The organism is Thermoplasmata archaeon (assembly GCA_035532555.1).
Lineage (GTDB): Archaea > Thermoplasmatota > Thermoplasmata > Lutacidiplasmatales > UBA184 > Lutacidiplasma.
Window position 1 is genome coordinate 98,950 of sequence record DATKQS010000009.1, and the last position, 12,215, is coordinate 111,164.

14 protein-coding genes are annotated in these 12,215 nt (G+C 68.1%); 4 read left to right on the top strand and 10 right to left on the bottom strand.

Going from position 1 to position 12,215, the window contains the following annotated elements; translation table 11 throughout:
* Positions 1–6 precede the first annotated feature (6 nt).
* Positions 7–816: a site-specific DNA-methyltransferase gene (locus VMV28_02365; protein ID HUZ79452.1), complete on the top strand. Its 810-nt coding sequence runs from the start codon at positions 7–9 to the stop codon at positions 814–816.
* Positions 817–839: 23 nt separating this feature from the next.
* Here the strand turns inward: VMV28_02365 and VMV28_02370 are convergent, their stop codons facing one another.
* The 9 genes from VMV28_02370 to VMV28_02410 all read right to left on the bottom strand — a co-directional run bounded on the left by VMV28_02370 (position 840) and on the right by VMV28_02410 (position 7,215).
* On the bottom strand, positions 840–1,370 hold the full coding sequence (locus tag VMV28_02370) for a hypothetical protein (protein HUZ79453.1): 531 nt from the start codon (positions 1,368–1,370) through the stop codon (positions 840–842).
* A gap of 24 nt (positions 1,371–1,394) precedes the next feature.
* On the bottom strand, positions 1,395–3,077 hold the full coding sequence (locus tag VMV28_02375; GenBank protein ID HUZ79454.1) for a DUF87 domain-containing protein: 1,683 nt from the start codon (positions 3,075–3,077) through the stop codon (positions 1,395–1,397).
* Positions 3,074–3,415 carry a hypothetical protein gene (locus VMV28_02380; GenBank protein ID HUZ79455.1) on the bottom strand — a complete coding sequence of 114 codons (342 nt, stop codon included), beginning with the start codon at positions 3,413–3,415 and terminating at the stop codon, positions 3,074–3,076. The genes VMV28_02375 and VMV28_02380 overlap by 4 nt, the downstream gene beginning before the upstream one ends.
* Positions 3,412–4,200 carry a hypothetical protein gene (locus tag VMV28_02385; GenBank protein HUZ79456.1) on the bottom strand — a complete coding sequence of 263 codons (789 nt, stop codon included), beginning with the start codon at positions 4,198–4,200 and terminating at the stop codon, positions 3,412–3,414. Before VMV28_02385 ends, VMV28_02380 begins: the two co-directional genes overlap by 4 nt.
* Before the next feature lies 1 nt (position 4,201).
* Positions 4,202–5,323, bottom strand: a complete 1,122-nt coding sequence (locus VMV28_02390; protein HUZ79457.1) for a hypothetical protein — start codon at positions 5,321–5,323, stop codon at positions 4,202–4,204.
* Between the two features lie 7 nt (positions 5,324–5,330).
* Positions 5,331–5,714: a hypothetical protein gene (locus tag VMV28_02395; GenBank protein HUZ79458.1), complete on the bottom strand. Its 384-nt coding sequence runs from the start codon at positions 5,712–5,714 to the stop codon at positions 5,331–5,333.
* Positions 5,711–6,007 (bottom strand): hypothetical protein, encoded by a 297-nt coding sequence (locus VMV28_02400; GenBank protein ID HUZ79459.1) that lies wholly within the window; start codon positions 6,005–6,007, stop codon positions 5,711–5,713. The genes VMV28_02395 and VMV28_02400 overlap by 4 nt, the downstream gene beginning before the upstream one ends.
* Positions 6,008–6,086: 79 nt before the next feature.
* Positions 6,087–6,743, bottom strand: coding sequence for a fibrillarin-like rRNA/tRNA 2'-O-methyltransferase (locus tag VMV28_02405; GenBank protein HUZ79460.1), 657 nt, complete (start codon positions 6,741–6,743; stop codon positions 6,087–6,089).
* A gap of 10 nt (positions 6,744–6,753) precedes the next feature.
* Positions 6,754–7,215 carry a RidA family protein gene (locus tag VMV28_02410; GenBank protein ID HUZ79461.1) on the bottom strand — a complete coding sequence of 154 codons (462 nt, stop codon included), beginning with the start codon at positions 7,213–7,215 and terminating at the stop codon, positions 6,754–6,756.
* Between the two features lie 113 nt (positions 7,216–7,328).
* On the opposite strand from VMV28_02410, the gene VMV28_02415 reads away from it, so the two are divergent.
* From VMV28_02415 to VMV28_02425, 3 genes are all read left to right on the top strand, one after another.
* On the top strand, positions 7,329–8,963 hold the full coding sequence (locus VMV28_02415; protein ID HUZ79462.1) for a DUF885 domain-containing protein: 1,635 nt from the start codon (positions 7,329–7,331) through the stop codon (positions 8,961–8,963).
* Between the two features lie 14 nt (positions 8,964–8,977).
* Positions 8,978–9,541, top strand: coding sequence for a peptide-methionine (S)-S-oxide reductase MsrA (msrA, locus tag VMV28_02420; GenBank protein ID HUZ79463.1), 564 nt, complete (start codon positions 8,978–8,980; stop codon positions 9,539–9,541).
* A gap of 96 nt (positions 9,542–9,637) precedes the next feature.
* Positions 9,638–10,237 carry a hypothetical protein gene (locus VMV28_02425; protein HUZ79464.1) on the top strand — a complete coding sequence of 200 codons (600 nt, stop codon included), beginning with the start codon at positions 9,638–9,640 and terminating at the stop codon, positions 10,235–10,237.
* Between the two features lie 13 nt (positions 10,238–10,250).
* Here VMV28_02425 and VMV28_02430 read toward each other — a convergent pair whose 3' ends face one another.
* Complete coding sequence (locus VMV28_02430) at positions 10,251–12,116, bottom strand: chloride channel protein (protein HUZ79465.1); 1,866 nt, start codon at positions 12,114–12,116, stop codon at positions 10,251–10,253.
* Between the last annotated feature and the right edge of the window lie 99 nt (positions 12,117–12,215).

The following is a 12,215-nucleotide window of genomic DNA, read 5'->3' on the forward strand; positions in this document are numbered from 1 at the left end:
GGAGCGGTGGCCGTGATTCGCCCGCTGTTGGTGACGCTCCTCCGCGGCGACGCCCGCTTGCTGCCCGGAGTCGCCGACACGTCCGTCGATCTCGTCGTCACCTCCCCTCCGTATCCGATGATCCCGCAGTGGGACGAGACCTTCCGGCGCCTCGGGGCGTTAGAGTACGACGGGATGCACGCGGCGCTTACCGAAGCGTGGCGAGCGTGCCATCGAGTGCTCGTACCCGGGGGGATCCTCGCGATCAACATCGGGGATGCGCTTCGGTCGACGAACGGACAGTTCCAGCTGTGGCCCAACCACGCCACGGTGCTCGCGAAAGCGAGCGCAATCGGGTTCCGACCGCTCCCGTATCTCCTCTGGAAGAAGCCCACGAACAAGCCGAACGCCTTCCTGGGGTCCGGCTTCCTTCCGCCGAATGCGTACGTCACGCTCGACTGTGAGTTCATCCTCCTGTTCCGCAAGGGAGCCCTCCGGCGGTTCTCCCCGGGGGATCCGCGCCGGCGATCGAGCCGGTACACCCGGCCCGAACGGGATCGCTGGTTCTCCCAGATATGGACCGATGTCCGGGGAGCGCGCCAGAGGGCCGGCATGCAGCGGACCGGCGCGTTCCCTCCTGAGATCCCGCGTCGGCTCGTCCGCATGTTCAGCGTGGTCGGCGACACAGTCCTCGACCCGTTCGCCGGTACGGGGACGACGCTATGGACCGCGGCCGGCCTCGGCCGGAAGGCGATCGGGGTCGAGATCGATCCCGAGATCCACGCGCGTTCGGTCGACGAGGGACGCCGCCAAGGCTTCGAAGTCGCCGTGGAGTAGATGGAGATGGGTTCGATCCGACCCTACTCGGGTGCGGCCGCCGGCGGAGTCCGTTTCGAGCGCGTCCGGTGGACGCGCTCTTCTTCGACCGCGTGGCCGAGGTAGACCAGCGCCGTGTCGCTCAGACGATCCATGTGCAACAAGAGATAGTGCAGATAGAGCCGCTCCGGTCGAGCCAGGGGCCCCGGAGTTCGCCCGGTGTTCGCGGGCGCGTCCGGGCCGGTGCGATGGCGAGCGATGGTCTCCGCGTCGTGCTCGTGGTCCTTACCGTGATACTCGCGCCCGAGCTCGCCGACGAGCGGCGGGTAAATCGCTTCGATCGGATCGGGATCCGCGGCCTCCCGCGCGTCCGCGGCCGGAAGGGACTCGCCCGGCGGGGCGGACTCGGCCACGCCGGCACTCGAACGTGGGGCCGGAGGAGTTGGAAGCGACCGGGGAGGATCCTGAAAGTGCGCAATCGGGTGGCCCGAGACGTTCTCGACGATGGTCCTCAGGCTCCAGTTCGGGCGGCGTCGCGCGGGTGCGGTCGCGGTGGCCCGGTCCTGCGTCGCCACGTCGAGACGGTTCGGGCCCTTTCCTCATAAGCGTGGTGTTGGAGGCGCAGGATGGGGTCCCTTCGACGCGGAGTCGGGGGCCAAGACCCGAACCAAGAAGTCGTATTCCGGGGTCGAGGCGACCAGGGCGATCGGGAGGTGGAGATCTCCGAGGCGCAGCAGGCCTTCGGAGTACCCCGCCTCGCGCGGGAGCCGCGCGCGAGGGATCCACTCTGCCTCCGCGTCGGTCAGCCCGAAGAACGCTCGCACGTCCGGCGCGACGTGGGTGAGCCTCAACAGGAAGGTCGCGCGGAGGTTCCCGAGCAGCGAACGACCACTCGGATGGAGGAGGAAGTCGTCCGGATGCTGGCTGAGCACCACGACGCCTCCCTGGAAGTGCCGCACATGCCGAACGATCCGGTCGAGGAACTCCGCCGTGGCACCGTGCCGCACCAGCAGGTGAGCCTCGTCAACCACGAGGAGCTTCGGGCCGGGGCGATCCCGCAGCCGTCCGTACGCCCAATCGAGAACGTACGCGAGGTGGAACGGCAGGTGATCTTCGGGGATCCCTCGGAAGTCGACGCTGACGACGTTCGTCTCCACGTTGACCGAGGTCGGACCGTTCACGCTTCGCAGCGAACCCGAGCGGAACGGCTCGAGCAGGGCCTCGAGGCGCTCGGTGGCCGGTCCGCGATCCACTTCGGCGAGGAGATCGGAGAACACCGGGATCTCCGGCCCCCGGTCGTACAACCGACTCACCGCCGCGTCCAGCGCCGCGGACTCCTCGTCCCGCAGGCTCGGAAACAGCGTGCGCAGGATGGCGCCGACGCGCCCGGCCTTCTCGGCACGATCCCCGCCCGTGGAGATCGGGTCGAGTGGGTTCAGACGAACTTCGCTCTCCGCACCAAAGGTCAGAACGGTACCTCCGAGCGCCCGCACGAACCCCCCGAACTCGCCGAGAGGATCAAGGAGGACGACGCCCGCTTCCGGGCGGATCCACCGCGTGCGCAGGAGGGTCAGCGCGGTCGCGAAGGTCTTGCCGGACCCGGTCGCTCCGAAGATCCCCCAGGAGTGGCTCGCGTGCGACCAGCGGTCGAGGAAGACCGGGGCGGCATCCTGCAACAGGAGCCCGACCAGCACTCCGCCGGGCTCGAGCACGGTCTCGTCCACGAACGGATAGAACGCCGCGAGACCGTCGGTCTGGAGGGTTTGCCAGTAGCCGACGGGCCGGACCTCCGAGCCGGTCAGTCCCGGAGCGGCCAGCGCTTCGCGTACCGCATAGCGAGGCACGCGCGTGTGGAACCCCAGTGCGGCGAGGCGCCGCTCGAGTCCCGTGCGCGTCCGCTCGGCCTGGCCCTCCGAGCTCGCGACCGCGGCGAATCGAACTCCCACCCTCCAAAGCTCCTGCTCGCGCCGGGCGACCTGATGGCCGAGCTCCTGGGCGCTCTCGCGCTCCGCATGGAGCTGGGCGGATCGGCCGTCTCCGTCGCCGCCGTGGGCGAGTTCCGCTTCGGCGACCGCGCGCGCTCCGTGCAGGAGCTCCAGCGCTCGTCCCGAGCCGATGGGGTGGGCCTCGACGAGGACCTCGAGCGACTCCGAGGTCGGACAGAGGCCACCGAGGAATCCGAACGGAACCTCCCTCGGGAACTCTCGGATCAACAGGGGGGCGACGTAGCGCCCGCGCGTGCGGAGCCACCCCGGCCCTTCGACCGCACTCGCTCGGGTCATGCAAGCCCTCCTCGATCGGCGGTCGGATGACGGGTCGCCCACCACAGGGGCAGAAGGCTCATCGCGAGGATCGGTCCGCGCACCGCGTCGACCGGAATCGGGGCCGCCACGTAGAGAAGAGTCGCTAGGGCCACGATCGATATTCCCGCGAGCTCCTCGCGGGGCACGCGCAGTCCACGAGCGGGGGAGCGCAGATGCACGAGGCGCGCCGCGATCGCGAGCGCGACGAGCGTGAGCGAGAGCGCGCCGAGCTGCGGATCTTCGACCGACGCAAGCGCGGTGGCGATCGCGAGGACGACGGCCATCATGAACGGATCATGGTCAAGCGGTCCGTTCATGGTCGCTCGCTCCCCGGTCGCCTCTCGCCCCATCCAAAGTGGCGGAGCGCTGCCGTGAGCGACCGGTCGCGTAGGCGAGCGGGCTCCGCCCCGAGGGTCGCGAGTCCCTGACGCATCGCCTGGACCCGGTCGCTCAGTCGGGAAGCCCCGTCCGTCCGGAACGCATGCTCCCAGAGGAGCACGTAGACCCGACGCCGGCGACGGCGAGAACAGAGCAGCTGGACCATCTCCGAGTATGCGGCTCGTGCGGCGGCGTCCGGGCGGTCGCCTTCCGTGCTCGATGGGAGCCAGGGCCGGGCGTCGATCGGCGTTCCGACCGAAGCGAGCACGATCCCGCCCTCGCTCCCGCGCAGGAGGTCCCGGTACCCCCGGAAGCGCCGATGGAGTTCCTCCGGAGGAAGGAATGCGACGGGGGATCCCGCGCACTTCAACACGGCGACCCGCACGCCCGAGGCGAGACGAACGGTATCTCCCAACTCCGCGCGGGTCGACGGGCCGCTCACAGCATCGACCTCCCGGTGCGTCCGCAACGTCCAGCGGACGTACGCGGCGATCCGCGCGTCGACGGCCGTTCCTTCGGGGTGCCAGACGGTGACGAGGAACGCCACACCGACGATGGGAAGCCACGTCCACGCGCCGGCCCAGGGGATGACCAGCGCACCCACCGCGGCATACGCCACGCACCGGAGCGCGTCGCGTACGGAGGGGAATGGACCGAATCGCATCCGTCGGTCGATCCGCTCCGGCAGCGGGATCCGCTCGGGCCGGATCTCGCCCAGGGCCATCTCATCCGCCGCCTCCTCGACCCACCGGGGCGAACCGGCGCGTCGAGGTCTCCATCGAGCCACGAATGTGGCGAGCGAGGTGGGCCGCGCTTCGCCCGAACGCATCCGCTACGAGGATCGGAGCCGCTGCCGGCATCGCAGCCCCCGAGAGCGAGCGCGAAGACCCCTGGATCGCGGCCCCCGCGCCTCCACTGCCTCCGCCGCCGCTACTCGAGAACGCCTGCGCCCCCGACGACGGCCCGCGGGACGCCTGGGCGAGACCCCGCTCGACCCCGTTGGAGAGCGTGGAGCCGACGTTCGGGAACCCGAAGGAGGAGAGCTGCGTGCCGGACATCGACAAAAGGAACGGCGAAGCGAGGGCGATCGACAGGTACGCAACGAGCAGTCCCACGTTCGGCGAGCCCACCGCGAGCTCGAGCGGGATGACGAGAACGCACGGTAGGAAGGCGAGCTCGATGAACAATAGCCATCCGCGCTTCGCCCAGATCGAGAACGGGCGGATCGGCCAGACAATCGTGAAGAGCGGCAGGACGACGATCAGCACCGCGAGGAGAGCATCTCGCACGCCGATCGCGAGCGCTAACAGGAGCACGAGGGAGAACTGAACGAAAGCGAGGACGAACGTGAGTGCGCCGTTGCTCCAGGAGAAGCTGAACTCCGCGCTCCCCGCGAGATTCACCCAGTGCTGCCAAGCGCCGCCGTCGTAGCCGGCGATGGTCGGGTACATCGCGCCGGCGACCTCGAGGATCCCGCCGGCGATCGGGACGGTGAAGTTGGCGAGGACGACCGCGACCACGAACCGCGCGATCAGGCCGTCCGCCCATGCCGGCGAGCGCGGCCAGACCGACTTCGCGAGGTAGACGCCGCCGATGCCGATCGCGACGAGCGCGATGAGGGGATCAACGAGGCTCACCAGAGTGAACGAGCTGAAATTCGCCGCCTGGGCGAGATAGCTCGGGCCCCCATGGCTCCCCGGTCCGAGCGGTGGGAACAACTGGCCGACCTGCAGCTCGGGAACGACCAGGTTGTCGTACGTGGGCCCGATGATCGCAGCGAGCGCCGCGGTCAGCGCGGCGAACAGCCCGAAGAGGATTGCCTGGACGATCTGGCCGATGTCGACCATGGGGGCGTTAGACCCCGGTGATGACCCACTGCGCGAGCCCCCAGACGAGGCCCGTGATCGCGGCGGTGAAGACGAGCGTTCCGATCAGCGCGTCGCGCGCGCGGTCCTTCGCTTGCACCTTCTTCGTGATGTCGTTGGAGAACCAGCTGAAGGCGACACGTGCCCACACCAACGCGAGGATCCCACCGCCCGCCACCGCAAGGAGATCGACCAAACGGTTCACCGCCGCGGAGAAGTTTCCGACCGGGCTATTCGCCGACGCCGCCGACGGGGCCGGATGCGGAGCGTGGGGTCCCGCCACGGTTCCAGGAACGACCGCAGTTCCCGCTCCCACGCTGAGGAGGCTCGCGACGAACACCGCGAACGCGGTCGGGCCGAGGCGGGGGTTCACCGTCCCTCCCGACGCTCGATCCAGGTCAGTCGGACCACCCCGTCCTCTCCGCGATCCGATCGGATCCGGCCCGTAGCGCACAATCGATCGATCGTGCGTCGCACGCGCGCCCAGGGCACCCCTTCCTCCTCCGCGAGGAGCTCGACCATCGCCCGCTCCGCCCCATCGCACGGCTCGATGATCCGTCGTAGGACCTCGACCGCGTCCGGGGGCGTCACCGACGGAGGCGGACGCCTCCCCCACAGCCATCCGATCCAGTTCCCGCGCGTCGTTGCCTTCTCTTCGTCGTCCATGCAGCCACCCGTCCGTGCGACGGGAGGTCGGTATTTGCGGCTCGATCGGCCCGCGAACGGTGAACGATGGGGGCTGGGTTTACGACCGAACGAGGAGCGCCGTGTGCTCCCGCGAGAACGGGACGAGCGCCGTCTCCGATAGGACCGTCAAGCCGTCCCGCGAGAGCTCGGATCGAGCCGCGTGGACGATCGCCGGAGCCGGGCGGGTCTGGGTCACCGAGCGGATCTTGAGCATCATGAGCCCCCGCCCGCCGGTGGCGAGGAGACTCCTTGCGTTCTCCGCAAATATCGCTGCCTGCGTTCTCTGGGCGATGTCCTGGTAGAGGAACTCCACCGTCCCGACGTCCGCCGCATAGCGCTCGGGAAGCTGCGCGTCGGCCAGGATCGGGTATAGATTGGTGCGTCGGCGTGCGAGCGCGAGCAGGGGAGCGAAGGAGGTGGGGCTCTTTTCGACCACGAAGATCCGCGCGTCCGGCAGCAGGTCGGACAGGTGGCTCGCGGTGGTCCCGTGCGCTGCCCCGAGATAGAGCACGTTCTTCGCTCCGACCCACGGTGCCTCTTCGGCCCCGCGCAGGAGCCAGGCGGCCAGCTTCGAACGGAATGGATCCCACTGGCGGTACTCGACGCGCGCGGAGACGCGGAGCTCCTCGCCGTAGACCCGCTCGCCGGGCCGCAGGTTGACCGTGTAGAGATCGCGCCCCTCACGAAACACGCCCGGCCAGTTCGTCGGATCCATCGGGCCCCGCTCAATCGATCGCGGCGACGATCTCGACTTCGACCGGTCCGTTCAGGGGGAGCGCGGTGACTCCGACCGATACGCGGGCAGGCCGCGCCGCCTCCCCGAATAGCTGGACGAGGAGATCGGTCGCTCCGTTCCCGACCTCGTGCTGGCGGACGAAGCCGGGAGAGGAGGCGACGAAGACGACGACGCGCACGATCCTCCGAACGCGGTCGAGCGATCCCAGCGCCGCCGTGAGCGCGCTCAGGGCCTGGAGGGTAGCGCGACGCGCGAGGTCCTTCGCGATCTCCGCCGAGACGTCCCGATCCACGAGTCCCGGATGGGCGACCGCTCCTCCCTCCACGACGATCTGGCCGGAGACCCAGGCGATCGGTCCGTCGGCCACGACCGGGGCGTAGGAACCTACCGGCTTCGGCGGCGGGGGAAGCAGAATCCCCAGTTCGCGTAGGCGTTCGGTGACGCTCGGCATGAGGAAGGATATCCGGTCGCAGGGAAAATGCTGCGGGAGGGCGCCCGGAGGGGTCGGAGTGGGGCCCGAAGCGGACCCGTGACCGTTTAGGAGGGAACCGCTTCGGCGCGGCGATGACACCGAACGTTCCGTCCGCGGCGGGGGAATTCGAGGCACTCGAGCGCCAGGTCGTGGACCATTTCTTCGAGCTCTATCCGAACTGGGCGGTCTCGCTCGGGCTGCACGAGTACGATGGCCGGCTGCCCCTGGTCTCCCGCGCCTCGACCGATCGTTGGGTCGGAGGGGCGGAGGCACTGCTTCAGCGGCTGGCGGCCATCGATGTGAGAGACGACGCGAATCGGAACATCGACCGGTTCCTCCTGCAGCTCCTGCTCGAGGGCCCTCGATTCGACCTGAAGGATCTCGGCGAGTTCGACCGCAACCCGATGGTCCACCTCGGCTCGCTCTCCCTCACCTCGTATGTCGCCCGTGACTACGCTCCCATCGCCCAGCGAGTGGAGGGGATCGTCCAGATCTTGGACACGATCCCGGAGCATCTCGCCGAGGCCCACCGGCGCCTCGGAGCGAAGCTTCCGAGGCCGTTTCTCCAACTCGCGGTCTCGATGGGCCGGGGCCTGCCCGCCCACTTCCTCGAGGCCGAGGAGTTCGCCGCGAAGGCCGATCCGCTCCTCGGAGCTCAGGTGGCGAAGGTGCGTCGGCCGGCCGAGGCCGCGATCACCGCGTTCCTCGCGCACATCCAGGACAATCTCCTGCCGCAGTCGACCGAGGATTTTGCACTCGGGCCACCGCGATTCCAGCGACTGCTCTTCGTGCGCGAAGGGCTCGAAACCCCATTCGCGGAGATTGAGAAGGCCGGCTGGGTGGACCTGAAGCGCAACCAAGCCCGATTGGCGGAGATCGCTGCGGCGGAGCACTCGAGCGAGGACACGCTGTTCGAGGGTCTCCGCCAGGACCACACGAGCGCCGCCGATCTGATCCCAACAGCGCAGGCCGAGGTCGAGTTCACTCGACGGTTCGTCCAGGATCGCGAGCTCGTCTCGATCCCGGATCCGGCCAACTGTAAGGTCGAAGAAACGCCGGCCTGGGGCCGAGCACTCTCCACGGCGAGCATGGACTCTCCCGGTCCGTTCGATACCTCGAGCGGGCAAGGGATCTACTACGTCACCCCGGTCGATGCAAAGTGGAGTGCGAAGGAGCAAGAGGAATGGCTACGTTCGCTCAATCGCACCATGCTGCGCAACATCACCGTACACGAAGTGTTCCCGGGGCACTTCCTGCAGTTCCTCCACCTGCGGCAAAGCTCCGGAAGTCTCTCTCGGAAGGTGTACATGTCCCCGTCGTTCGTCGAAGGTTGGGCGCACTACTGCGAACAGCTGGTCATCGAGCAAGGGATGGGAGGGCGCGGAACATCCGACGAGGTGGCGCAGATCCACGACGCCCTACTGCGGGACTGCCGCCTGATCGCGTCGGTCGGGCTCCACACCCGGGGCTTGTCCGTGGCCGACGCGACACGCCTGTTCGAGACGGAGGCCCATTTCGAGCACCTTCCGGCCGAACGCGAGGCGGTCCGGGGAACGTTCAACCCGGAGTACTTCTGCTACACGCTCGGGAAGCTCGCAATCCTCCGGGCCCGGTCGAAGCATCTCGAACCGCGGTTCGGGGGTTCGTTGCTCCGCTTCCACGACACCCTCCTCGGATTCGGGTGCCCACCGATCGGCCTGTTCGATCGGCTGCTGGCGCCGGTGTAAGGAAGGTGCAGCGGATGTCGGAAGCGACGTCGAACGGAGGGGCTGGAACGGAGGTCGTAACGCTCGGCGGAGGGTGCTTCTGGTGCGTGGAAGCGGTCCTCTCGGAATTGCGGGGCGTCCAGAAGGCGGTCTCGGGGTACTCCGGCGGCACGGTGGAGAACCCTTCGTACGAGGAGGTCTGCGGAGGTCGGACCGGTCACGCCGAAGCGGTGGAGGTTTCGTTCGATCCGGCCGTGATCTCCCTGCACGATCTCTTGTCGGTGTTCTTCACGACCCACGACCCGACGACCCGAAACCGCCAGGGAGGGGATGTCGGTCCCCAGTATCGATCGGTGGTCTTCTACCGGAACGCGGCCCAGAAGGCGATGGCGGAACGAGTGTCGGGTGAGATCCACGCCGCGAAGATCTGGCGCGGGCCGATCGTGACCGAGATTGTTCCCTTCGTGAAGTTCTACCCGGCCGAGGAGTACCATCAGGACTACTTCCGGCGGAACCCGGAAAAGGCGTACTGCCAGCTCGTGATCCAGCCGAAGGTCGTGAAGTTCCGACAGCATTTCGCTACCCAGCTCAAGCACTAACGCCCGTCCGCCCGCCGACGACCCGGTGAAACTCTCTTAGGGCGTCACCCCTCACCGAGAGCTATGACGCCGCCCCCCGGTCTACCGCAGTCCGGCATGTCCGCTCCCGGACTCTCTGGGTCGGTCTCTTTCGTGAACTGGCCGATCGCCGCGGCCGGAGCGAAGAAGCGGACGGGGAAACGGCCCTTCTCGCACGTCGCCCTCGAGGTCGATCTGAAACCCTCGAATGCGGAGCTCGCGAAGCACTCGGCGCTCCGTCGCTTCGAGAGGATCCTGAAGGAGCGGAACATCGAGGAGGGCGACGATCTCCTCCGCCTGGTCGGGAGCGCGCTGCATGCGTTTTCCGCGGCCGGGTACGGTCGGGTCAATCACTGGGAGCTGATCCCGGGAGGCTGGCTTCCACTCCCCGGAGACCCCACAGGAACAGGAGTCGAGCCGCTCGGTCGTCTCCTCAAGGCCCTCGACAGCGAGCAGTGGAAGCCGTTCTCGACCGCGCGCGAGTTCTCCGTTCGCCTATCCGGCGAGGGGAATCGCGCCGACCTCACGGTGCGCCGGACCCATCGCGAGCGGCGCCACTCGATGACGGTCGATCTGTACGGTTCCGTGACCTCGGCCGACGTACACGCCCTCGTCGGAAAGCTGCGCGAGCGGCTGCCCGTGGCGAGCTCCGACGTCACCAGGTTCACGTACGCCTGAGCGGTGGGGTCGCTCACGCCCGCGGGGAACGCTGGAAGTTGGTGATCGACTCGCGGGTCACCACTCCCAAGAGGTGGTGCGGATCGTCCGGATCGACAACGAGGATCGCGTCGGCGTTCTCCGCATCCATGCGCCCGAGCGTATCGAGCAGCGTGCTCGCCGGATGGACCACGGGATAGTTTTCGCGCGCGATCCGCTGTACGGTCTCGAGCGCTCGTTCCCGGAGCGGCACGTCGAGCACGTCGGCGAGTCGCACCTCGCCGACCAGACGATCGTGGTCGATGACCGCGACCACGGACACGTCGGATCGACCGAGCGCGCGGTGCGCCTCTTCCACCGACGCCGTGGGTGCCGCGCAGGGAACGTCGGTCCGCATCGCGGCCGAGGAGGGCACGTGCTTGAGGAACTCGGCGAAGTACTCGGTCGTATGGGCGGGGGAGGCGAGCCGGTTCTCGACCTGTTCGGTGTACAGATTGTGGCGCGCGTTGACGTAGTACGCGATGAAGATCGCGATCATCGCCGGGACGATCAGCGACTCCGAACCCGTCATCTCGACGACCATCAAGATCACCGCCACCGGAGCCCTCGATACGCTTCCGAAGAAGGCCATCATCCCGATGATGGCGAACGCGGCCGAATCGCCGGTTACCGCGAACGAAGGAACTAACTGATCGGTGAATCCCGAGACCGAGAACCCGATCAGCGCGCCGATCACGATCCCGGGACCGAAGAGCCCCGCGCTACCCCCGGAACCGACCGTCAGGGAGGTCGCCACGATCTTGACGAAAATGAGGCCCACGAGCAGCACGAGGACCAAGATCGGAAGGGATCCTTGGAACAGGAGCCATTGGACGATGCCGTAGCCGATCCCGATGCCTCCTACCGCCAACAGATGGCTTTCCTGGGGCACCAGATAGTACAGGCCGACGAACAACGCGCCCACGATCGCGACGCCGATCGCCGGACGCGCCCACGTCGGAGCGTTCACTCGATCGAACGCGCGATGGGTCCGGTGGAACGTGACGACGTAGAGGATGCCGAGGAGACCGCAAACGACGCCGAGGATCGCGTAGAGCGGAAGCTGGTCCGGGGACCAACCGAGCCCGGCCGGGGTGGCGAACTCGGGCCCGAACCCCTCGACCGATCCGAAGATCGAATAGGAGATCACCGAGCCGAGGATCGACGGCATGATGACGTCCGGCTCGAAATCGGAAAGGTAGAGGATTTCCGCGGAGAGCAGCGCGGCGCCGAACGGGGCCTTGAAGATCGCTCCGATGCCGGCACCGACGCCGACCATCATCGCAATCCGGCGTTCGCGCGTGGTGAGGCCGAGGGGATGCGCGAGGAAGGTCGCCAAGCCCGAGCCGATCTGGGCGGTCGGACCTTCGCGGCCCCCGCTTCCCCCCGTTCCCAGCGTCAGGACGGAGACGAGGAACTTCATGGGTGGGACCCGGGCCCGCACCGCCCCACGGCCGCGGTGGAAGGCGCGGATCGCTTGATCGGTTCCGTGTCCGCCCGTCTCCGGGGCGAGGTTCGTGACCAGGAGACCGACGGCGAAGCCTCCGGCGATGAGGAGCAGCGGGAGGATGAAGAAGGTCGAAGGGTCCGTGCTCCAACTGAAGGACGTCCCGGGAGCCGACCCGTTCGTCGGCAGATTGATGCCCAGCAGGCCGCCGAGCATGCTGTTGCTCGCGAGCTGGAGCGCGTAGTAGAACGCGAGCGCGACGAATCCCGCGATCACTCCCACCGTGATGCCGATAAGCGCCCACCGGTAGAGCGCCCGCGTGTCGGTGAAGGAGTGGGCCCACGCCTTCCAGCCCTTCGAGGCCGGAGGGTCTTCGGGAGCCAGCGGTTGCGGATCCGTCCCTGCCGAAGTCATCTTCCACTTAAGCCGACGACGGCGAGAGGGGGTCCGGATTCCGCGGCGATCCGAGCCCGCGGCGTTGCCGCGAGGTCGGCCCCGCTGGGAAGGTCCCGT